General features: G+C 58.9%; 19 protein-coding genes. All 19 read left to right on the top strand.

What is annotated here, in order from left to right; translation table 11 throughout:
* Positions 1–91 precede the first annotated feature (91 nt).
* The 19 genes from Q0K10_RS02605 (at position 92) to carB (ending at position 21,686) form a co-directional block, all read left to right on the top strand.
* Positions 92–1,459, top strand: a complete 1,368-nt coding sequence (locus Q0K10_RS02605) for an ATPase, T2SS/T4P/T4SS family (protein WP_294502797.1) — start codon at positions 92–94, stop codon at positions 1,457–1,459.
* A 4-nt stretch (positions 1,460–1,463) separates the two neighbouring features.
* Positions 1,464–2,165: a CvpA family protein gene (locus Q0K10_RS02610; RefSeq protein ID WP_294502800.1), complete on the top strand. Its 702-nt coding sequence runs from the start codon at positions 1,464–1,466 to the stop codon at positions 2,163–2,165.
* On the top strand, positions 2,162–3,721 hold the full coding sequence (locus tag Q0K10_RS02615) for an FAD-dependent oxidoreductase (protein WP_294502802.1): 1,560 nt from the start codon (positions 2,162–2,164) through the stop codon (positions 3,719–3,721). The genes Q0K10_RS02610 and Q0K10_RS02615 overlap by 4 nt, the downstream gene beginning before the upstream one ends.
* Positions 3,722–3,781: 60 nt before the next feature.
* Positions 3,782–4,588, top strand: coding sequence for an RNA methyltransferase (locus Q0K10_RS02620; protein ID WP_294502805.1), 807 nt, complete (start codon positions 3,782–3,784; stop codon positions 4,586–4,588).
* A gap of 14 nt (positions 4,589–4,602) precedes the next feature.
* The gene (locus Q0K10_RS02625; protein ID WP_294502807.1) at positions 4,603–5,253 is read left to right on the top strand and encodes a polysaccharide deacetylase family protein; all 651 of its coding nucleotides are present in this window, start codon (positions 4,603–4,605) and stop codon (positions 5,251–5,253) included.
* 247 nt (positions 5,254–5,500) lie between these two features.
* The gene (locus Q0K10_RS02630) at positions 5,501–6,454 is read left to right on the top strand and encodes a ribose-phosphate pyrophosphokinase (protein ID WP_294502809.1); all 954 of its coding nucleotides are present in this window, start codon (positions 5,501–5,503) and stop codon (positions 6,452–6,454) included.
* A 47-nt stretch (positions 6,455–6,501) separates the two neighbouring features.
* Positions 6,502–7,134, top strand: coding sequence for a 50S ribosomal protein L25 (locus Q0K10_RS02635; RefSeq protein ID WP_294502811.1), 633 nt, complete (start codon positions 6,502–6,504; stop codon positions 7,132–7,134).
* Positions 7,135–7,163: 29 nt separating this feature from the next.
* Positions 7,164–7,796 (top strand): aminoacyl-tRNA hydrolase, encoded by a 633-nt coding sequence (gene pth, locus Q0K10_RS02640; RefSeq protein WP_294502814.1) that lies wholly within the window; start codon positions 7,164–7,166, stop codon positions 7,794–7,796.
* 10 nt (positions 7,797–7,806) lie between these two features.
* Positions 7,807–8,136: a 30S ribosomal protein S6 gene (gene rpsF / locus Q0K10_RS02645; RefSeq protein ID WP_294502817.1), complete on the top strand. Its 330-nt coding sequence runs from the start codon at positions 7,807–7,809 to the stop codon at positions 8,134–8,136.
* A 56-nt stretch (positions 8,137–8,192) separates the two neighbouring features.
* Entirely contained in the window at positions 8,193–8,789 is a 597-nt protein-coding gene (gene ssb / locus Q0K10_RS02650) for a single-stranded DNA-binding protein (protein WP_294502819.1), read from the top strand.
* Positions 8,790–8,875: 86 nt separating this feature from the next.
* Positions 8,876–9,106 (top strand): 30S ribosomal protein S18, encoded by a 231-nt coding sequence (gene rpsR, locus Q0K10_RS02655; RefSeq protein ID WP_294502821.1) that lies wholly within the window; start codon positions 8,876–8,878, stop codon positions 9,104–9,106.
* 22 nt (positions 9,107–9,128) lie between these two features.
* A complete protein-coding gene (rplI, locus tag Q0K10_RS02660; protein WP_294502823.1) occupies positions 9,129–9,578 on the top strand; it encodes a 50S ribosomal protein L9 in 450 nt (149 codons plus the stop codon).
* Positions 9,579–9,585: 7 nt separating this feature from the next.
* Positions 9,586–11,004, top strand: coding sequence for a replicative DNA helicase (gene dnaB, locus Q0K10_RS02665; protein ID WP_294502825.1), 1,419 nt, complete (start codon positions 9,586–9,588; stop codon positions 11,002–11,004).
* Positions 11,005–11,052: 48 nt separating this feature from the next.
* Positions 11,053–13,383 carry an outer membrane protein assembly factor BamA gene (bamA, locus tag Q0K10_RS02670; protein WP_294502827.1) on the top strand — a complete coding sequence of 777 codons (2,331 nt, stop codon included), beginning with the start codon at positions 11,053–11,055 and terminating at the stop codon, positions 13,381–13,383.
* Positions 13,383–14,204 carry a nucleoside triphosphate pyrophosphohydrolase gene (gene mazG / locus Q0K10_RS02675; RefSeq protein ID WP_294502829.1) on the top strand — a complete coding sequence of 274 codons (822 nt, stop codon included), beginning with the start codon at positions 13,383–13,385 and terminating at the stop codon, positions 14,202–14,204. The genes bamA and mazG overlap by 1 nt, the downstream gene beginning before the upstream one ends.
* Before the next feature lie 30 nt (positions 14,205–14,234).
* A complete protein-coding gene (locus Q0K10_RS02680; protein WP_294502831.1) occupies positions 14,235–15,377 on the top strand; it encodes an aminotransferase class I/II-fold pyridoxal phosphate-dependent enzyme in 1,143 nt (380 codons plus the stop codon).
* 12 nt (positions 15,378–15,389) lie between these two features.
* Positions 15,390–17,243, top strand: a complete 1,854-nt coding sequence (locus Q0K10_RS02685; RefSeq protein ID WP_294502833.1) for a glycosyltransferase family 39 protein — start codon at positions 15,390–15,392, stop codon at positions 17,241–17,243.
* Entirely contained in the window at positions 17,240–18,208 is a 969-nt protein-coding gene (locus Q0K10_RS02690; protein ID WP_294502836.1) for a glycosyltransferase, read from the top strand. Before Q0K10_RS02685 ends, Q0K10_RS02690 begins: the two co-directional genes overlap by 4 nt.
* A gap of 271 nt (positions 18,209–18,479) precedes the next feature.
* Positions 18,480–21,686, top strand: a complete 3,207-nt coding sequence (gene carB, locus Q0K10_RS02695) for a carbamoyl-phosphate synthase large subunit (RefSeq protein WP_294502838.1) — start codon at positions 18,480–18,482, stop codon at positions 21,684–21,686.
* The last annotated feature ends 21 nt before the right edge of the window (positions 21,687–21,707 follow it).

Raw genomic sequence — 21,707 nt, forward strand, 5'->3', positions numbered from 1 at the left:
AATAAAACGAAAATGCGGTATTTTTTTTATGCTCTGTAAAAACACTTCCGTGCAGGGTTGCGCGGGAAGGGAGGAAGACGTGTGTTATAACTTGATTTTGATACTGATTCTGCTGGCCTGGATCTTTGCCGGAGTCTACACGCTTGACTTCATCGAGGCACGTTCCGGGGAGAATGAGAAGGGGAGACCATGGCTGAATCTGGCCGCACTCTTTTTCGGGCCTGCCGCACTGCTTTATTTCTGGATCTCGCAGCAAATTGCGAACCGCAGTGTGGAGGAGGTGACTCCGGAGCAGCTTTTCTCGGCCCGGTCGGGGTCGAAGAAGAGAAAGAAGGATGAACCGCCGCCGTTCGAGCTGCTCGACCGGAACAGCCGTGAGCCGATCGTCCCGGTCGACACCAAGCCCGCCTCGGTCGAAGCGATGACGCTCGCCTACGGGCTGATCGAAGATGCGCTCAAACGCGGAGCTGAACGGATCATGATCCGTCCGGATGAAGACGGGGAGTATGACGTCTATTTCCGGATCAACAGTGCGGAGGAGCGGACGGTTCATCTCGGCTGTCTGCCCGGCGGCAGTCTGGTCACGGCGTTTAAGCATGCGGCGAATCTGGTGATCGGCGAGCGGCGCAGCATGCAGAACGGCGGCTTTTTTGCGCGCACGGAGGAGGCGGGGGTCTATTGTCACGTCACGAGTTCCCGGGCCGCGGCGGGCGAACAGCTCATGATCCGGCTCGGGATGCTCGATCATGTTCCGTCGCTCGACGGACTCGGCATTCCGGGGACGGAGCTTGCCGAATTGCGTTCGTTGCTTGCGGAAGGGCATGGACTTGTTCTGTTGCTCGGCCGGCCCGGCAGCGGGCGGACCTCGACTCTGTATGCGCTTTTGCTCTCTCCGGAAATGGCGGGGCGGCGAATCGCCACGTTCGAAAATCCGATCGAGCTCAAACTCAGCCATGCCGCTCAGTATGAGGTTGATCCATATGGGGGAAAGACGCTGTCGAAACTACTGACCAGTGCGATCAACAATGGAGCCGATACGCTTGCAATCGGTTCTCTCTCCGATCCGGAGAGCGCGGGAATCGCAATCGGCTTCGCCCGGAGCGGTCACCTTGTGATCGCGCAGATCGACTGCGCGACGCCGCTGGAGGCGTTTGCGAAATTCGAAAAGTGGGAGATCACGCCGCGGATGTTCGCCGGGATGCCCGTCTGCCTGCTCAGCCAGGCGCTTGCGCGCAAAAACGGCGGTGGTCTTGTGGCGGTCTTCGATCTTCCGGATCGCCGGCTGCTCGGCAGCGTGCTTGAAACCCAGGGGGTCACGGTCGATCTGCTGCGTCAGAAGGTCGCCGGGGCGGACGGTTCCGGGCTGATCGAAGGGCTCGAGCAGCTGGTCAACGAGGGGACGATCTCCAGGGAAGAGGCTGCTCGGGTCATGAAGACGATCACGAGGAAGGGGGAATAAAGAGATGGAACTGCTGCTTTCCTGGGGTGTTCCGGTGGTGTTTGCGGTGCTGGGTTTTCAGCGTCTGCTCTACCGTTCGTTTTCGAAGTTCATCTGTTTTTCGTTTGCAGCTTACCTCGGACTCTGGAGCGAGAAACTGATTGCTCCGGTGTTCGGGTTTCTGCCTGCGGCGGTGTCGGCGTATCAGTCGGCGATAGCGGTTCTCGTGACGGGCGGTGTGCTGTTCGTCGTGCTGACGATGATCTACTCCTCGCTGAATCCGAAGGGGAATCACTATGTATTTCAGCAGTGGGTGGATCGGATCGGGGGGGCATTGTTCGGTTTGTTCACCGGTTCGATTCTGATCAGTTTCATCGGTGTGGTGATCTGCCTGACGCCGATCCGGTCGGGGCTTCCGCTCGGCCTTTCGGCGGACTCGGTTCAGAAGCGTTCGACTTCGAATCTCATGGCGGTGACCAGAACGATCAATTTCTTCTCGTTCCAGTCGGGCCGCAACAAGGCATGCCGTGAACGGCTCACGGAGCTGTTCGAGACCGCCACTGCCGTCGCCGAAGAGGAGAAGGCGAAGCAGGAGCTGGACGAGGCGCTTCAAAGCGGCGAAACCCCGGCTCCCGGCGCTGCCGCGGACGGTGACGGAAACAAGAAGGGGATGCTTACAAGCGTGCGCGAGCAGAAGGAACAGCGCGACCGGGAAATGGAAAAGTGATCCGCCGAATCACCGGATTCAAAGTCGACTCAACCAGAGCTCCCGCCGACATTGACGACAGGGTCGCCGAACTCGCGGCGGGGATGGAAGGGATCGACCTGCGCCGACTGCGCAACTGGAAGATTACCGCCAGAAGTCTCGATGCGCGGCGCGGTCGGCCGATGCTTCTTTACAACCTCGAACTTGATGTCGACGAGGGCGATGCTCCCGTCGATCTTTACGGAGCGCCCCGGCTGGAACTGCCGGAGGGCGGAACTTTGCTTCATCCGATCGTGGTCGGAACCGGGCCGGCCGGGATTTTTGCGGCTCTCGCGTTTGCGCTGGCGGGAGCGAAGCCGCTGATTCTCGATCGCGGCCGTCCGGTGGAGGAGCGGTGTGCCGATTACCGGACATTCCAGCGGGAGCGCATGCTCGACGAGGCGAGCAACCTGCTCATCGGTGAGGGGGGGGCAGGAACTTTTTCCGATGGGAAACTTTACACCGGAACCCGCGATGGACATGCGGCTTTTATTTTGAATGCTTATGTGGAGGCAGGCGCGCCACCTGAGATTCGTTATCTGAAGCGTCCGCACATCGGTTCCGACCGGCTGCGGACGGTTGCCGCGAATTTGCGGGAACGGATTTCGGCTCTCGGCGGGACGTTCCGGTTCGGAGCGGAAGTGACCGGTTTGCTGTTGAAAAACGGGCGGTGTGCCGGGGTCGAACTTGCCGGAGGGGAACGGCTGGAGGCTCCCGCGGTGGTGATGGCTCCCGGGCTCGGCGGACGGTCGCTTGTGCTGCGTATGGCGGAACAGGGGGCGGCATGCACTCTCAAGCCTTTTCAGCTCGGCTGCCGGATCGAACATCCGCAGGATTTCATCGACCGGGCCATGTACCATGTTGAAAGCCGTCCGGCTGCGCTCGGGGCGGCGGAGTATCATCTCGTGTCACGTTCGTGTGACGATGTCCCCGGCGTAAGTTCATTCTGCATGTGCCCGGGCGGGGAGATTCTGAACGCGACCGCCTGGCGCGGCCGCTCCGTTACGAACGGCATGAGCGACTACGCGCGTGCCGGAGAGTTTGCGAACGGTTGCCTCATCACGACCTTTCAGCCCGGAAATTTCGGAAATGTGGCGGAAATTTACCGGTTTCTCGCCGGGTTGGAGTCCCGTTTTTTCGAAGCGGGCGGAGCGGACTACACGCTTCCGGCACAGGATGCGGCGGCGTTTCTGTCGGGGCGTCCGGGGCTTTCCATGCGCCGGACCGGCGCCGCGACCGGGATCGTGCCCGGCCGGATCGATCGACTCGCGCCGGAGATGCTGGTCGTCGCACTGCGGGCGGCGCTCCGCCGCTTCGACCGCGGAAATCCGGGGTTCATCCGGTACGGAAAACTTGCAGGGCTCGAAACCTGCGTTTCAAGTCCGTTGCGATTTTTACGCGATCCGGTTCGATTCGAGTCGAATCTGACCGGACTTTATCCGGCAGGGGAAGGGGTCGGCTGCGCCGGTGGAATCATGTCGGCGGCCGCGGACGGGTTGCGTGTTGCGCTCGCCGCATTGAAAGCGTCGGGGAAATGACGGATAAAATGACGGGAAAATGACGGGTCAGTCGGCCGGAAACGGCGGGAGGTTTGGAATATGGAGTTCGTCAAAATCACAAGTGCCCAGAACGAGGCAATCAAGCATGTCATCAAACTGCGCGACCGGCGGCCGCGCGAAAAGGAGCAGCTCACGGTGCTCGAAGGATACCGCGAGCTGACACGCGCCCGCGAGTATGGGATGGAACTCGTGGAGTGCTTCTTTTCTCCGTCGCACTTTCTCGGGGAAAACGAGTATCCTCTGCTTGAGACGCTCGCGTTGGAGGGCGTGCGCGTAGTGGAGGTCGCTCCCCATCTGCTTGAGAAGATGGCCTACCGCGAGCGGCCGGAGGGGCTCATCGCGATTGCGAAGATGAAGCGCCATACGCTCGCGGATCTGCCGGTGGTCGAGAACGGCCTTTACCTCGTGGCGGAGGCGGTCGAGAAGCCCGGCAATCTCGGGTCGATTTTGCGCAGCGCCGATGCCGCCGGGGTCGACGGGCTCATCATCTGCAACAAGTGCACGGACCTCTACAACCCGAATGTGATCCGCGCAAGCACCGGAGCGCTTTTTTCCGTGCCGCTGGCCGAGGCGGAGAACGAGGAGGCGCTCGCGTGGCTGCGGGAGCATGGCATCCGGACTCTGGCGGCGACGCCGCACACCGATACGATTTACACCGACGTCGACATGACGCAGGCGGTCGCGATCGTGGTCGGAACCGAACAGACCGGATTGACGGAGTTGTGGATGAAACATTCGGATTTGCCGGTGCGCATTCCGATGCTCGGAAAAATCGATTCGCTGAACGTTGCGACTGCCACGACCATTCTGCTTTACGAGGCGGCCCGGCAGCGCAATTGGAAATGACCCGGAGGTGGTGAATGGAGCGGAAAACCGTGGTGCTGACCTTCGATGACGCCGTCTCGAACCATGCGTCGTTCGTTGCGCCGCTGCTGGTGGAGCTTGGATTTCATGCGACGTTTTTTCTGTGTGAATTTCCTCCGGATTTTGCGGTGAACAAGCGACAGTATATGACCTGGGAGGAGATCCGTTCGCTCGATGCGGCCGGATTCGAGACTGCGAACCACACGCTTACGCACGCAGGTCTCGGCGAGATCGGCCCGGCGGAGTGTGAACGCGAAATCGAGGCGCTCGAGGCGCGTTTCCGCGATGTCGGGTTGCCGCGCAGTTGCTCTTTCGCCTATCCGGGTGGTCCGGCGGCGGATTACGGGCCGGAGCTGCTGGCACGGCTCGGGTTTCGGTTCGGACGGAAGGTGGAGGATCGTGCGTGGGTTCCGGGCGTGGACGATCCGTTTCTGGTTCCGGCGGTCGCCGTTCATGGAGCGGACGGCTCGAATTTTCTCCGGGCGCTCTCGTACGGGGAGCAGGGCGGAGTGCCGGTGCTGGTGTATCACGGAGTGCCGGATTCGCTTCATCCCTGGGTCGATACGCCGCCGGAGACGTTTGTCCGTCAGATGCGGTTTCTGCGGCGGGAAGGTTATCATGTACTGGCGTTTCGCGACTTTCTGTGACGAAAAATCGCGGAGCGGCTTGTAAAGTGTTCATACTGGTGATATAGTAAAAACTGTTGTTCAATAAAAAAGGCATATTTGTGAGACCTTGATCCGTTGTACGGATCGAAAGCGGCCGGGAATTCCCGCGGGGAGAACGGTCGCCGCACCGTGGGGCCTTGGATGGAAACAGAGGGCTGTTTCCGCCTTCTTTCCGCCTCCCGGCAGGGTTTCCGAATGGCTAAATGCAAAAACAATGGAAGTCCAAATGGAAGAGGCAAAGCACATTTGTGTGTACTCCGGCAGCGCGCATCCGGAGCTGTCGCAGCAGATCGCGAATTATCTCGGGATCAGTCTGGGCAAGGTTCATCTCACCCACTTCCCCGACGGGGAGTATTTCGTGCAGTTCGAGGAGAATGTCCGCCGTGCCGATGCGTTTCTGATTCAGCCGACGTGCAAGCCGCCCAATGACAATTTGATGGAACTGCTCATCATGATCGACGCCGCGCGCCGCGCGAGCGCAGCGAGGATCACCGCTGTTCTGCCCTACTTCGGGTATGCCCGGCAGGACCGCAAGGACAAGCCGCGGGTGCCGATCACCGCGAAACTCGTGGCGAATCTGATTACCGAAGCGGGCGCCGACCGGATCATCACGATGGATCTTCACTCGCAGCAGATTCAGGGGTTCTTCGACATTCCGATGGACCATCTTTATGCGCGTCCGGTGCTGGTTCCGTATTTGAAGAAGCTGATCGGCACCGATGGCGTGGTCGTGGCTCCCGATTCGGGTTCCGCGAAGATGGCGATGAATTATGGCGACATGCTTGAGGCCGGATTCGCGGTCGTGACGAAGCGGCGGATCAATGCGACCACGGTTGCGTCGAGCCACCTGGTCGGCGATGTGAAGGACAAGATCTGCGTCATCACCGACGATTTGACGAGCACGGCCGGTACGCTCTGCGCTGCGGCGAAGATTTTGAAGGCGAACGGAGCGAAGAAGGTCTATGCGGCGGTATCGCACTGCATGCTCAACGATTCCGGCAAGGAGAAGTTGCTGGCTACGCCGGAGATCGAGCAGCTTGTGACGACCGATGCGGTTCCGGTGATCGACGACCTTGGCGGACGGATCAAGGTGATTTCGGTCGCTCCGCTGCTCGGGGAGGCGATCCGGCGCATTCACGATGGCAAGTCGGTTTCGTCGCTTTTTTATATCAACCACTGATTCAGCGCTCATAAAATTACCAAAAAAGAAGTCAAGAAAGGGGTTCCATGAGCAAAGTCAACAATGAGATCGCGGTGCAGGCCCGCAAGGAGTTCGGGAAGTGCGCTTCCCGCCGTGCCCGCAAGGCCGGCATGATTCCGGCGGTCGTCTACAGCAAGGGGAAAGAGGCGAAGTCGATCATGGTCGACGCCGACGCCTGGAAGGTCCTTGCCGGCCACCACGTGCAGATGGTCACGCTGGTTGACGGCGCGGCGAAGAGCAGCGCGCTGGTCAAGGAGGTTCAGTTCAACCACCTGAAGAATTATGTGCAGCACATCGACTTCCAGGAAGTTGACGTGAATGCGGATCTGACCGCGATGGTTCCGGTGCATGCGCATGGCGAATGCATCGGCGTGAACCATGGCGGCATCCTCGAGTTCGAGCTGCATGAGATTGAAGTGATCTGCCATCCGGATCATCTGCCGGAGAGCATTGCGGCGGAAGTTTCCTCGCTGGATATCGGCGACCAGCTGCATGTGAAGGATCTGGTCATGCCGGAAGGTGTCCGGACGGATCTCGATCCGGAAGCGGTTGTGGCGCATGTGGTCCGCCCGAAGGAAGAGCCTGAGGCGCCTGCGGAGGAAGCCGCGACCGAGCCCGAGGCGATCAAGGAGAAGAAGGCTGACGACGAGGCGAAGTAATCCGCCTGAATCGTGCACGGAGTCCGGCGATGGGCAACGGAGAAAATGAACGAATTCTTCTGGTGGTGGGCCTCGGCAATCCCGGGGAGGAGTACGATGGGACCCGCCACAATGCCGGATTCATGGTGATCGACCGGTTGCTGGCCGGATTTCCGGCGGGCCGGTTTGAAATGCGGCATGTTGCGCAGAGTTATGTACATGCCGGAATGTTCCGGGGGCGGCCGCTGTATCTACAGAAGCCGCAGACGTTCATGAATTTGAGCGGGCTTGCGGTAGCAGGTTTTGCGCGGAAGGCGGGGATCGCCCCTGAGGAGGTGCTGGTCATCTCCGACGATCTGGATCTGCCGGTGGGGCGGCTTCGGCTGCGGACCGGCGGGTCGGACGGCGGTCATAACGGACTCAAGTCCGTGATTGCCGAACTCGGGAGTTCGTCGTTCAGGCGGCTCCGGATCGGGGTCGGCCGCCCGGAAAAGAGCGGAACGGTCGATTATGTGCTGTCGAAGTTCGACGGTGCGGAGGCGGAGCGTTTCAATCAGTCGCTGGATGCGGCGGCGGAAGCGGTTCGCGCGGCGTTGACCGGCGGGATGAGCCGTGCAATGAACAAGTTCAATGCGTGGGCGCCTCCCGTCGAAGACGAGGAAAAAACAACCCAACCACAGTAAGAGGTTTATTTTGAAGAAATACGAAGCTGTATTCATTCTGGACATCCGCAGGACGGATGACGAGGGCGCGGCCTTCATCAAGGAATTCGCGGAACTGATCGCCTCTCTCGGCGGCAAACTGGAGTCCTCGACGCCGATGGGGCGCCGCCAGTTCACCTATGAGATCAACAAGCGCAAGGCGGGTATCTATTTTGACTTCATCTTTGAACTTGAGCCGGCGAAGGTCATCGAGATCAAGGACAAGTACAAGCTCGACGATCGGATTCTGCGCAATATGATCCTCGTCTGCGACCGTCCGGAGACGGCCGAAGAGGGGCCGATCAAACTCAATCTTGAGTAAGAGCAAGGTGTTGCGAAGGTCTGATTGTAAAGAAACAGGAACCCCGGAGGTCGAAAATGGCGTCACTGAACAAGGTTTTTCTGCTGGGTAACCTGACCCGGGATCCCGATTTGCGGGCATTGCCGAGCGGCTCGGCTGTTTGTGAGTTCGGCATTGCCGTGAACCGGCGTTATACATCCGGAAACGGGCAGGAGGTCGAGGAGCCGTGCTTTGTCGACATCGTGGTCTGGGGGCGCAGTGCGGAAAGTTGCCGTCAGTTTCTTGAGAAGGGTTCCCAGGTGATGATCGAGGGGCGTCTTCAACTTGACCAGTGGGAAGACCGCAACGGCGGCGGAAAGCGTTCGCGTCTGCGTGTGGTTGCCGAGCAGGTTCAGTTCCTGAGCCGGCGTCCCGGCAACGACGGTCAGTCCGGCGGCTCTTACAATCAGGGATATGACGGCGGGAATTCCTACGGAGGCGGTCAGATGCCGCAGGGAGGAAACTCCTACGGGCAGCCGCGTCAGTATCAGCCGCGTCAGAATCAGGGGGGGATGCCGCGTGCTCCGCAGCAGAATCAGGGTGTGATGCCGCGCGCTCCGCAGCCTGAGATGCCGCCGATGCCGGATGGCGCCTTCAATCCCGACGAGGGGATGGAAGACGACATCCCGTTCTGAAAACATCGCCCGCCGGGCAGTTGAATCCCGGCCGAGAGAGAAGAAAATTTTTCGAAGTGAATTTATAACGAAAGGTATCACAAATTATGCAGCCGAAGAGACAAGGTCGCCGCAGATCGCCGGCGAAGCCGAAGATTTGCCGTTTCTGCGAAGCGAAGGTCACGTACATTGACTTCAAGGACGCCGAAACCCTGAGCAAGTTCCAGACCGAAAAAGGCAAGATCATGCCGCGTCGGATCACCGGAACCTGCCTCGATCACCAGAAGATGCTTGCGACCGCCGTCAAGCGCGCCCGCATCATTGCGCTGGTCTACTAATTACACAAGGGGGAAATAGAATATGGCTCACGTGAAACTGATCCTCCTCGATGATGTCGAGAACCTCGGTCTTGCCGGGGATGAAGTGCAGGTTGCTCCGGGGTACGCCCGCAACTTTCTGCTGCCGCGCAAGCTGGCGGCGAAGGCGACGCCGGGAACGTTGCGGCTGATCGAGTCGCGCAAGGTGCAGATCGCGGCCCGTCGGGCGCAGGAGCTTGCCGACGCCAAGGCGCTGGCCGAAAAGCTCGCCGGAATCGAGCTGTCGATTCCGATGCAGGCGACCGAGGACGAGCAGCTGTTCGGTTCGGTCACGGCCCGCATGGTTGCCGAGCAGCTTGCGGCGCAGGGAATCACGGTCGATCACAACCGGATCAAGATGGATCCGATCAAGACGCTCGGGACGTTTGAAGTGGAGGCCAAGCTCCATCAGGATGTCACTGCTGCTCTGAAGGTCTGGGTTGTCCGGGGCTGAACGGCTCATGGCATTTGACGAAAAAACTGCGGCCCGTCCGGTTCCGGGAATTCTGCCCGACCGGGCGCAGCCGCATGATCCGTCTGTGGAGCGGGCGGTTCTTGCTGCAATGCTGCGGGAGCCCAATCCATGTGTGGATGTTGCGATTGAACACTTCCGGAGTCCGGAGGTGTTTTATTCGCATGTGCATCGGGAAATTTACCAGGTTATTCTTGAACTCCATGCCGATCCGGGGATGACGGTCGACATTATTTCCGTCGCCCACCGTCTCAAGACGCTCGGCAAGCTTGAAGCCGTCGGCGGCGAGGTTTTTCTCGCTGAACTCGACGGTTCCATCGCCACCACGGTCAACATCGAGTCGTGGTGTCAGATTCTCCAGAAATACGCGACTCTCCGGAAAATGATCGATGTCTGCAGCGAGTCGCTTCTCAAATGTTACGATCCCGACGCCGATGCGGGACGGCTGGTCGAGCAGATCGAGACCGATATTTATAAAGTTCGCGGTGATCAGGACAAGCATTCCAATGTCGAAGTACAGGATATCATCGCGGATGAATTCCGCACTCTGATGAAGATTTACAACGGCGAAATCGAGGTCGGCATTCCGACCGGTTTCGCTCAGCTGGACAGTTACACCGGCGGCTTGAAACCCGGCGAAATGTTTGTTCTTGCGGCACGGCCCTCCATCGGCAAGACCAGTCTCGCGCTGAATTTGATCCGGAATCTGGTGTTGCCGACCCGTTCGCCGCACCCGCGGAAGGTTGCGTTTTTCAGTCTGGAAATGACCGCGGCGCAGATTGCGCGCCGACTGCTCTGCACCGAGGCGGGACTCTCGGAGTCGGTGTTCTGGAACAAATCCTTTCTGGACAGTGATTTGACGAAGATGACGAACGCGGTTTCCACTTTCCAGAAAGCGAAACTCTTCATCGATGATACAGGCGGCCTCACCATCGCGGAACTTCGTGCGAAGGCGCGGCGGCTGAAGATGAAGGAGGGGATCGAGTGCGTTGTAATCGACTATCTGCAGCTTATGCATTCCGACGGGCGCGCCGACAGCCGTCAGCAGGAGGTCGCCGAGATCTCCAGCGGCATCAAGACGCTCGCGAAGGATTTGAATATTCCGGTTCTGGTGCTGGCGCAGCTGAACCGCGAGGTGGACAAGACGGCCGGAGCCGGTGCGCGCCCGAAGCTCGCTCATCTGCGTGAATCCGGAACGATCGAGCAGGATGCCGACATCGTGACGTTTCTGCACCGCAACCGGGACGATGCAAAGGAAATTTCCAGCGCCGATCAGAGCGTTGATGCCGAATGGATCATTGAAAAGAACCGTAATGGACGGACCGGGGTTCTGAAACTGCTTTTCTTCCCGACGAAGATGGAGTTTATTCCGGCCGCGCCGTACAAGGAGGAGGATTGCCCGCAGTAAGGGGCGGGTTTTCTCTTCCGGAGCCGGATCAGCATAGGGAGTACAAACGTGAATTTCGCAAAAAAAGCAGGCGGGGTGCTGGCCTTTCTCATTCTTTCCGCGGCCGGAGCGTGGGCGACGGAGGTGGAAGAGGTCAGTTTCGAGCAGCAGGGAGTGCAGCTTCTTTCACCGGAGCAGATCGGGTTGAATGTTCAGTTGCACAAGGGCGCTCAGTATACGCGTGAGATTCTCGACGCCGATGTGAAGCGTCTCTACAACACCGGCAACTTTGCCGATGTGGTTTCCGAGGTGGAGGAGCTGCCGGGAGACAAGGTGAAGATCACGTTCAAACTCCGGCTCAAGCCGCGGATCAGCCGGATCGAGATCAGGGGGAATGCGAAGTTCAACTCTGTGGAACTGGGGAAACAGCTCACGCAGTCCGAAGGGGCGCTGCTGAATGACAAGGCCGTGCAGGAGAGCGCGCAGAATCTCCGGAAATTCTATCAGGAAAAGGGATTCTCCGACAGTCTCGTCACGCCGGTGATTCTGCCGGATCCGGAGGATGGTTCGGTCACGCTGGTGTTCCAGATCGAGGAAAATCTGAAGCAACGGGTCGACAACGTTACTTTTGAGGGTGCCGAGGTGTTCTCTCAGTGGAATCTGAAACACTCGATTGCGAACCGGTACTCCTATTGGAACTGGGTTCCGTTTGTGAACGACTACCTGAACTACGGATTGTTCAACCGCAGTGAACTTGAACTCGATCGCGCAAGGTTGCGGGAAAAATACCATGACAAAGGGTATCTTGACTTCAAGATCGACGATATTGCGATCACGCCGGATCCGGAGGATCCCGAATATGTGAACCTCACCTTCAAGATCACAGAAGGCGAACCTTACAAGGTCGGCCGTCAGAGTTTCGTCGGAAACACCGTGTTCACGGAGGAGGAGCTCGCCCCCTACCTGCGGCTGAAGGAAGGGGAGACCTTTTCGAGCAGTGCGGAACAGGAGAGCGTGCGCGGGATCTCCGCCCGCTACGGTTCGCTCGGCTACTCGGAAATGAGCTGCCGTCCGGTTCGCCACGAGGATTACGAAAACAAGACGGTCGACATCGTTTATGAGATTACGGAAGGACGGAAATCCTTCGTCCGGCAGGTGGTGATCGTCGGCAATACCAACACGAAAGACAAGGTGATCCGGCGCGAGCTTGTGATTCACGACGGCGATCCGGTCGATCCGGCGCGTATCGATGTGAGTCGCCAGCGATTGCTCGGCATGGGGTATTTCGAGAATGTGACCGCTGAGCCGGTCGGAGCCGACGCGCTCGACGAGAAGGATGTGATCTTCCGGGTGACGGAGAAGCCGACACGCTATAATTTCCGGATCGGAGCGGGCGCGTCGGATGTCAGTGACTTCTTCGGCATGGCGGAGATTTCCACGGACAACTTCGACATCATGAATCCCGGCAACTGGTTTTACGGCGGTGGTCAGCGTATGCGCATTCAGGGGGTGCTCGGCATTGAGAATGCGGGGTTCAACGTGGACTTTGTCGAGCCGTGGCTGTTCGACATCCCGTTGCGGTTTGAGGTTTCCGGGTTCATGAATATGGTCGACTACGACGAGTGGCGCGAGAACCGGGTCGGATTCCGGACCTCGCTGTCGCACCGGATCTTCGATGATTTCACATCGATTTCGGCCGGCTACAAATTCGAGTACGTGAAGATCAATCACGTGTCGCACCGGTTCAAGGAGTATATGCGGGAGAACAAACAGACCGACGGGCAGTTCGTGAGCCAGCCGTTCCTGTCGTTGACGCGGGACACACGCGACAGCCTGACGGATCCGACCAGCGGTTATATGATCGATCTCTTCAGTTCGGTCACGCCGAAGTTCCTCGGTTCGTCAAGCAACTACTACCGGCTGGAGGCGAAGGGGAGTTACTATTACAACTTCTTCGACAAGGCGATTGTGGCGATGGTCGGAGGCAAGATCGGGACCGTCGCTTCCGTGAACCGCGATAAGGATGTGCCGATTTTCGAGCGCTACTTCCTGGGCGGCAGTGATTCGTTGCGCGGGTTCGAATACCGTTCGGTTTCGCCGACTTTCGGGCATGGCAACAACTACGGCGGCCAGACGATGCTGCAACTGACGGCCGAGGTTACGCATCCGATCTGGGGGCCGGTGCGCGGAGCAGTGTTCTGCGACGTGGGCAACGCGTGGAAAAATTCGTTTGAGATGGATCTTTCGGAGATCAACGTCGGTGTCGGTTATGGTCTTCGCATCCGTCTGCCGATCATCAACGCACCGATCAAACTCGACCTCGCCTATCCGGTCGTGAACAATCAGGATTACGAGTCGAACAAGTTGCGTTTTCACTTCAATCTGGGATTCTCGTACTGATGAATGCTGTGGAACAGTTTGAACCGACGGCGGAATCGCTTCTGGCGATCCTTGAGCGGCTGCGTGCGCCGGGCGGTTGTCCGTGGGATCGTGAACAGACCCGGCAGACGCTGAGCCGCAGTCTTGCCGAGGAGTGCGCCGAACTGCTTGATGCGATCGACCGGGACAATCCGCAGGACATCTGCGAGGAGCTCGGGGATCTCTTCATGAACGTGCTGTTTCAGTGTGTGGTCGCCTCCGAACGCGGCGAATTCACATACCGGGACATGGCCGGCGGCATTGTGGAGAAGATGGTGCGCCGTCACGCGCACATTTTCGGTACTGAGACGGCGGAGACCGCCGCCGACGTGGCCGATCTCTGGACGAAGATCAAGGCGCAGGAGAAGGCGGCCGCGGGCAAGCCGCGTGAGACGTCGATCCTGGATGGCGTGGGACACTATCTGACCAGTCTGAACCGCGCGGAGAAACTTCAGAAAAAGGCTGCAAAGGTCGGCTTCGACTGGAGCAGTTCCGCAGGGATCGTCGAGAAGATCGAGGAGGAGCTTGCCGAGTTGAAGGAGGCGATGGCCGAGGGAGATGAGGAACATGTCGACGAAGAGATCGGCGATCTGCTTTTTGTTGTGACCAATCTTGCGCGTTTTCGGAAGCGCGCCACTTCGGAAGAGCTGCTGCGGGCGGCCAACCGGAAGTTCGAGTCGCGGTTCCGCTATATCGAGCGACGTCTTGCCGAGGAGAAGATTCCGCTGGAGAAGGCCGGCATCGACCGGATGGAGGCGCTGTGGCGCGAGGCGAAACTGCAAAAGGATAAAACGGGTCGCTGAAGGCCCATGGAAAGAGGAGTTGGAGTCGTTATGCGAAGTGAATTTCTGCCGTTCACCCGGCCCGCAATCAACGAGGCCGATATTCAAGCTGTAACCGAGGTTCTGCGTTCCGGATGGATCACGAACGGGCCGCAGAACGCTGCGTTGGAATCCGGCGTGTGCGAGATCACGGGAAACCGGTTCGGAGTGGCGGTCTCGTCCGCGACGGCGGCGATGCATCTGCTTTTGAAGATCATGAAGATCGGCCCGGGCGACGAGGTCATTACGCCGTCGATGACGTGGGTGTCGATCGTGAATATGATCGTACTGGCCGGAGCGACGCCGGTTTTCTGCGAAGTTGACCGTGAGACGCTGCTGGCGACGCCGGAGAGCATCGCCGAGAAGATCACGCCGCGCACAAAACTCATCGTGCCGGTGCATTTTGCCGGGGCCGCGCTCGATCTTGACGGCATTTATCGTGTTGCGGGAGAAATTCCGGTGGTGGAGGATGCCGCTCATGCGCTCGGTACATATTACAAAGGGCGGCACATCGGTTCGACCGGGGCGGCGATCTACTCATTTCACGCGATCAAGAACGTGACGACCGGCGAAGGCGGCATGTTTGTGACCAACAGCGAAGAGGATGCCGCGCTGATGCGGCGCTGGAAATTTCACGGCATCGGGATGGACGCCTTCGACCGGCAGAATCGCGGCCGCTCGCCGCAGGCAGAGGTGATTGAACCGGGGTTCAAATACAATCTGACCGACATCTGCGCGGCGATCGGGGTGTCGCAACTTTCCCGGCTGGTCAACATCAACATGCGGCGGCGGGAACTGGCGATGCTCTATCGCAGGGAGCTTGCGGAAATTCCGGAGATCCGGCCGCTGGCCGATCCGGATTATGAGTTCAGACATGCGTGGCATCTCTTTGTGGTGCGGGTCGATACGCCGAAGATCGACCGCGACAGCTTCATGACCGCTCTGAAGGCGCGGAATATTGGAACCGGTCTGCACTTCCGGTGCGCCCATCTGCAGAAATACTATCGTGAAGTGATGGGGTTCCGGCCGGGCATGCTGCCGGCGACGGAGTACAACAGCGACAGGATCTGCTCGCTGCCGCTCTTCCCGGACATGACATTCGATGATGTGATGGACGTGGTGGAGGCGATCAAGGCGGTTCTGGCCGGGAAGTGACGCGGAGGTTATATGAATCACTCATTTTCGAAGGAACCGACGCCGGCTTCGCGCAGAAGCGAATGGTTTTTCTGGGGATTTGCGGTATTGACGTTGTTTCTGTTTCTCGGGCACAATGCGCTTTCCGGCTCGGAGGATCGATGGGCGGAGATTTCGCGCGAGATGCTTGTCTCGGGCGACTGGCTGCATCCGTCGCTGAACTGGCGGATCTATTTTGACAAGCCGCAGCTGACCTACTGGCTGATTCTGCCGTTTGCGTTGCTGTACGGCGGATTCAATGAGTTCATTGTGCGAATTCCGAGTGCGCTTGCCGGACTTGCGGGGTTATGGGGCGTGCTTCTGCTCGGGCGGAAACTTTTCGATCGGGGGACGGCGCTGCTGGCGGGCTGGATGGTGCTCTCCTGCTACGGATTCCTCTTCTGGGCGCGGACGGCGGCTGCGGATATGGCGAATGTTGCGGCGATCGTTCTGGCGGTGGCGTACTTCTACCGTGCGGAAGAGCGGGCGAAGTTTCATCACTATCTCGGATTTTATCTGATCTGTTTTATCGGTGCGTGGGCGAAGGGGCTTCCGGCGCTGGTGATGCCGTTTGTGGTGATTGCTCCGCATCTCCTGATGGAGAAGCGGTGGCTCAAGCACCTGAAGATTTCGAACTTTTGTGCGTTTGTGATTGCCGCGGGAATCTTTTTTGTGCCGTTTTATCTGGCGGCGATCGTGCCGCTGGAACCGCCGCACCGGTTGCCTCCGGGGAATGCGCTGAGCGGTTTTGAACTGGTCTGGCGGGAGAATATCATCCGGGTATTCAATGCGTTTGACCACAAGGATCCGTTTTACAGCTATCTCTACAATCTGCCGCGGACGCTGCTGCCGTGGGCTCCGCTGATCATCGTGGTGATCGCGGGGATGATCCGGAACTGGAAGAAGCTGCCGCTTCCGATTCGCGAGCTCATGATCGGTACGCTTCTGATGTTTGTGCTGTTCTGCTGTTCGACGTCGCGGAGATGGTACTACATTCTGCCGGTGATGCCGTTCTGCGCGCTGATTGCGGCGGCGGGAATCGGTGGAAACTGGAGTGTCGAGAAATGGGATCGGCCGATGTTTTTCCTGATGCGGCTGGTTGCGATCGTGCTGGCTTCTCTCGGGGTAGCCTCTCTGGTTGGAATTCCGTTGTGGAATCATTTCTTCAATTTCGAGCCTCCGCTGCTTCTGCTGGTCTCACTGCCGGTGACAGGAGGACTGGTTCTTGCTGTGATGCTGATGGATAATCGACCCGACAACCCGGTGGCGCATTTGACCGGTCTGCCGCGGCGGACCGGCGGGATGGTGCTCGGGTGTGCGATTCTGATGGCGGGGGCTTTCGACTGCATCCTGCCGTCGATGACCAAGTACCGGACGGAGAAGCAGCTGTATATGGCGTACGCCGAATCGAATTCCGGGATTGTTCCGGAGCGAATCTTCATCTGGCGTGATGATGCGCCCTCAAAGATGCTGTTCTACCTGGATTTGCAGCGTCCTGTGGTGGACAGCTTGACTGGTCGGTGGAAGGAAGGGCTTACGCCGGAAGAGGTCGCGGCGATGACGCCGAAACAGCGAAAAGAGGCGGAATACCGGTCTTTGTTCTCTGATTTTCAGACGTTTGTCGAGAACAACCGCGGGCACCGTGTCGCGATTTCCTCCTATGACCGGAAGACGGATCTGGAACAGCTGGTTCGGGCGGCGGCGGAGCTGAATCTTCCGCTTGACGTTGCGAAACCCGATTTCAATGAACGTTCCTTTGACGTGATCAAGAGCAGATCCCGTCGCCGGTTCATCTGGGTTTTGAACCTGCCGCAGAAGGATGAGCAGAGAAGTGAGACTACAAAATGAAAAAGAGCGATAAAGTTGAATTCGTCTCCGTCGTGGTGCCGGTCTACAATGAGGAGGGGTGTCTTCAGGAGCTGATAGACCGGACTCTGGCCGCTCTCGACGGCATCGGGAGACGTTTCGAATTCATCATGGTTGACGACGGCAGCCGCGACCGTTCAGCCGGGATCATGAAAGCTGCGAGCGAAAAGCGGCCGGATCAGGTCATCAGCTGCATTTTGAACCGCAACTACGGGCAGCATTCGGCGATCATGGCGGGGTTTTCTCTCGTGCGCGGCGACCTGGTCATCACTCTGGACGCGGATCTGCAGAATCCGCCGGAGGAGATTCCCCGTTTGATTGCGGCGGCGGAGGAGGGGAACGATGTGGTCGGAACCGTCCGCCAGAAACGCAAGGACACTTTCTTCCGGCGGTTCGCCTCAAAGATCGTGAACCGGGTTGCGCAGAAGGCGACCGGCGTCAAAATGAACGACTACGGCTGCATGTTGCGCGCCTACCGCCGGCACATCGTCGATGCGATGCTGCAGTGCAATGAACGCAGCACGTTCATTCCGGTGCTTGGAAACAGTTTTGCTCGAAACACCTGCGAGATTCCGGTCAAACACAGCGAGCGCGCTTCGGGCGAATCGAAATATTCGCTCTGGAAGCTCATCAATCTGCAGTTTAACCTTCTGACCTGCATGACCACGATGCCGCTGCGCATCCTGACCTATTTCGGGATTTTCGCGGCGTTCTGCGGATATCTGCTGAGCATCTACATCGTCATTCGCCGCTTCTGCTGGACGGATGGAGATTCGTGGGGGCAGGGTGGTGTTTTCACGCTGTTTGCGGTCATGTTCATTTTCACCGGAATCCAGATGATCGGCATCGGGATGATCGGCGAGTACATCGGGCGGATCTACAACGACGTACGTGCAAGGCCGCGATACTTCATCGAAGAGATCTGCGGTCGCGAAGAGGAAAAATAGTGCCGGAGGGGGGCGGCGGGTCGCCCCCGTTCTTTTTTCCCGGCCGGGGTTGACAGGAGCCTTTTTCCGCGCTATATTACATCTCTGGTTTGTGTACGGAACTTTTAACATACAGCGATGTTCGAAAGAGTGGGAAAACCGGGGTTACAATCCTGAGCGGATGGCTCTCATGCGAAAGAGGCGCAGCGGTGCGTTTCTTTCGCTGATTTGTATACGGCTTCGGGATTTCGGCCTGCGGAGGGCGTCGCGCAAATCAGACAAGAAGGTTTATATGGCAAAGCGGGAAGACATCAAGAAGGTACTGATTATCGGCTCCGGGCCGATCATCATCGGTCAGGCGTGTGAATTCGACTACTCCGGGACGCAGGCGTGCAAGGCGTTGCGTGAGCTCGGGTACGAGGTGGTTCTGGCGAACTCGAATCCGGCGACGATCATGACCGATCCGGGTATGGCGGATCACACCTATATCGAACCGCTGACCGTCGACAGCATCGAGAAGATCATCGCGAAGGAGCGTCCGGACGCGCTGCTGCCGAACCTCGGCGGGCAGACCGCTTTGAATCTGGCGATTTCGCTTCAGGACAACGGCATTCTCGACCGGTATCAGGTGAAGGTCATCGGGGTCGACCTCAACGCGATCAAGCGCGGCGAGGACCGGATCATCTTCAAGGAGACGATGGCCTCGCTCGACGTGCCGATGGCGAAGTCGGAGCCGTGCTATTCGGTCGAAGAGGCCGAGAAGATTGCGAATGAACTCGGTTATCCGGTGGTTTTGCGTCCGGCCTACACGATGGGCGGAACCGGCGGCGGCATTGTCTACAATGTCGAGGAGTTGCGTGAGATCGTTTCACGCGGGCTTGCGGCGAGTCTCATCGGTCAGGTGCTGGTCGAGGAGTGCGCGCTCGGCTGGGAGGAGCTTGAGCTTGAAGTCGTCCGCGATGCGGCCGGGAACAAGATCACGGTCTGCTTCATCGAAAACGTCGATCCGATGGGCGTTCACACCGGAGACAGTTTCTGCGTGGCGCCGATGCTGACGGTTTCTCAGGAGGTTCAGGCGAAGCTGCAGGAGTACGCCTACCGGATCATCGACGCGGTCGGTGTGATCGGCGGCTGCAACGTGCAGTTTGCGCACAACCGCGAGGACGGGCGGATCATCGTCATCGAGATCAATCCGCGTACATCGCGTTCGAGTGCGCTCGCCTCGAAGGCGACCGGTTTCCCGATCGCGAGTGTTTCGACAAAGCTCGCGGCCGGAATCACGCTCAATGAACTTCCCTACTGGCGCGACGGATCGCTGGACCGCTATACGCCGTCGGGCGATTACGTGGTTGTAAAGTTTGCCCGCTGGGCGTTTGAGAAGTTCCCGCAGGCGCAGGATCGGCTCGGCACGCAGATGAAGGCGGTCGGCGAAGTCATGAGCATCGGCAAGAACTTCAAGGAGGCGCTGCAGAAGGCGATTCGTTCACTTGAGATCGGCCGGGCGGGACTCGGGATGGTCAAGAAGATCGAAAAGCTCTCCCTTGAGGAGTTGCGTCCGCTGGTTGCGAAGCCGTCGAGCGAGCGTTTCTTCCACCTCTACGAGGCGTTCAAGAAGGGGTTGACGGTCGACGAGGCGTGCACGCTTACGAAGATTTCCCGTTTCTTCATGCAGGAGATCAAGGAGCTGGCGGATTTCGAGTTGAAGCTCGCAGCCTACACCTGGATGGCGCTGCCGGACGAGATGGTTGTGCAGGCCAAGAAGTTCGGTTTTTCGGACAAATATCTTGCGAAACTTTTCAGCGTTCCGGAGAAGGTGATTCGTGACCGGCGCACTGCGCTCGGCTGCAAGGTGAGTTATTGCCTTGTTCCGGTCAGCGGAGTGGAGAACGCGGACTATTACTATTCGACCTATTCGGGTGCGCCGGACGAGGTTCCGGTCAGCTCGAACCGGAAGATCATGATCCTGGGCGGCGGCCCGAACCGGATCGGTCAGGGCATCGAGTTCGACTACACCTGCGTGCATGCGGCGTTCACGCTGCGGGACGAGGGGTACGAGTCGGTGCTCATCAACTGCAACCCCGAGACGGTCTCGACCGACTACGACACGAGCGACAAGCTCTATTTCGAACCGCTGACCACGGAGGACGTGCTTGCGATTTACGAGAAGGAGAAACCCGAAGGCGTCATCGTCCAGTTCGGCGGGCAGACGCCGCTGAACATCGCGCAGGAACTCAAGGATGCGGGCGTCACGATCATCGGTACGCAGCCGGAAGGCATCCGCCTTGCGGAGGATCGCGAATACTTCCGCGAACGCATGATCGCGCTGGGGATCAAACAGCCGCAGAGCGGCACGGCCCGTTCGCTGGAAGAGGCGATTGTGCTCGGGCGCGAGATCGGATATCCGGTGATGGTGCGTCCTTCATTCGTCCTGGGCGGCCGCGGCATGGCGGTGATTTACGATGAGGAGACGCTGACCCGTTATGCGATCGAGGCGATCCAGGTCAGCCCTGAATATCCGATGTTGATCGACCGGTTCCTCGACAACGCGATCGAGTGCGAGGTCGATGCGGTTTCCGACGGCGAGGAGACGTTTGTCGCGTCGGTTATGGAACACATTGAGCTTGCGGGCATCCACTCGGGCGACTCGGCCTGCTCGATTCCGCCGGTGACGCTGCCGAAGAAGCATCTCGACACGATTTCCGCTCATGCGGCGGCGATTGCGAAGGATTTCCGGGTGAAGGGAATTTTGAATGTGCAGTTCGCGGTTTGCGAGGATCAGGTGTGGATCATCGAGGCGAATCCGCGTGCGTCGCGCACGGTTCCGATCGTCTCGAAGGTGACGGGCGTGCCGCTGGCGCGGATTGCGACCTGCCTGATGCTCGGTCACAAGCTCTCGGAATACCGGGAAATGCTCAAGCCGCATCCGCAGACTTACTTCGGTGTGAAGGAAGCGGTGTTCCCGTTCAACATGTTCCCGGAAGTCGACCCGGTGCTGGGCCCGGAAATGCGCGCCACCGGCGAGGTGATGGGACTTGCCACGAGTTTCGGGATGGCGTATTACAAGGCGCAGCAGGCGGCCGGTTCGAAGCTGCCGCTGGAAGGGACGGTGCTGGTTTCGGTTTCGGAGCGCGAGCGCAAGTATCTGCTGCCGATCATGGAGACGCTGCGTGATCTCGGCTTCAAGTTCGTCGCGACCGAAGGAACGGCGAAGTTCCTGAACTCCAACGGAATTGAGGCGACAGAAGTCCATAAGCTCAACGAGGGGCGGCCGAATGTGGCGGATCTTATCAAGAACCGTCAGATTTCGCTGATTATCAATACCCCGATCGGTCGTTTGTCGAAGATCGACGACAGCTACATCCGCATGAAGGCGATTCAGTACAAGATCCCGTACATGACCACCATTGCCGCCGCGCGGGCGACCGCCGCAGGCATCAAGGAGGCGAAGCACGGGGAGTCTCCGCTGAAGTCGCTGCAGGAGTATCAGTCCGGCCGCTGAGTGCGCCGGCCGTTTAGAGAG

The sequence above is a fragment of the uncultured Victivallis sp. genome, from assembly GCF_944391105.1.
Classification (GTDB): Bacteria; Verrucomicrobiota; Lentisphaeria; order Victivallales; family Victivallaceae; genus Victivallis.

Bases quoted from the DNA above. Each gene is read 5' to 3' on its own strand.
- Q0K10_RS02610 (WP_294502800.1), top strand. From the start codon at position 1,464: ATGGAACTGCTGCTTTCCTGGGGTGTTCCGGTGGTGTTTGCGGTGCTG.
- Q0K10_RS02620 (WP_294502805.1), top strand. From the start codon at position 3,782: ATGGAGTTCGTCAAAATCACAAGTGCCCAGAACGAGGCAATCAAGCAT.
- Q0K10_RS02625 (WP_294502807.1), top strand. From the start codon at position 4,603: ATGGAGCGGAAAACCGTGGTGCTGACCTTCGATGACGCCGTCTCGAAC.
- Q0K10_RS02630 (WP_294502809.1), top strand. From the start codon at position 5,501: ATGGAAGAGGCAAAGCACATTTGTGTGTACTCCGGCAGCGCGCATCCG.
- Q0K10_RS02635 (WP_294502811.1), top strand. From the start codon at position 6,502: ATGAGCAAAGTCAACAATGAGATCGCGGTGCAGGCCCGCAAGGAGTTC.
- pth (WP_294502814.1), top strand. From the start codon at position 7,164: ATGGGCAACGGAGAAAATGAACGAATTCTTCTGGTGGTGGGCCTCGGC.
- ssb (WP_294502819.1), top strand. From the start codon at position 8,193: ATGGCGTCACTGAACAAGGTTTTTCTGCTGGGTAACCTGACCCGGGAT.
- rpsR (WP_294502821.1), top strand. From the start codon at position 8,876: ATGCAGCCGAAGAGACAAGGTCGCCGCAGATCGCCGGCGAAGCCGAAG.
- rplI (WP_294502823.1), top strand. From the start codon at position 9,129: ATGGCTCACGTGAAACTGATCCTCCTCGATGATGTCGAGAACCTCGGT.
- dnaB (WP_294502825.1), top strand. From the start codon at position 9,586: ATGGCATTTGACGAAAAAACTGCGGCCCGTCCGGTTCCGGGAATTCTG.
- mazG (WP_294502829.1), top strand. From the start codon at position 13,383: ATGAATGCTGTGGAACAGTTTGAACCGACGGCGGAATCGCTTCTGGCG.
- Q0K10_RS02680 (WP_294502831.1), top strand. From the start codon at position 14,235: ATGCGAAGTGAATTTCTGCCGTTCACCCGGCCCGCAATCAACGAGGCC.
- Q0K10_RS02685 (WP_294502833.1), top strand. From the start codon at position 15,390: ATGAATCACTCATTTTCGAAGGAACCGACGCCGGCTTCGCGCAGAAGC.
- Q0K10_RS02690 (WP_294502836.1), top strand. From the start codon at position 17,240: ATGAAAAAGAGCGATAAAGTTGAATTCGTCTCCGTCGTGGTGCCGGTC.
- carB (WP_294502838.1), top strand. From the start codon at position 18,480: ATGGCAAAGCGGGAAGACATCAAGAAGGTACTGATTATCGGCTCCGGG.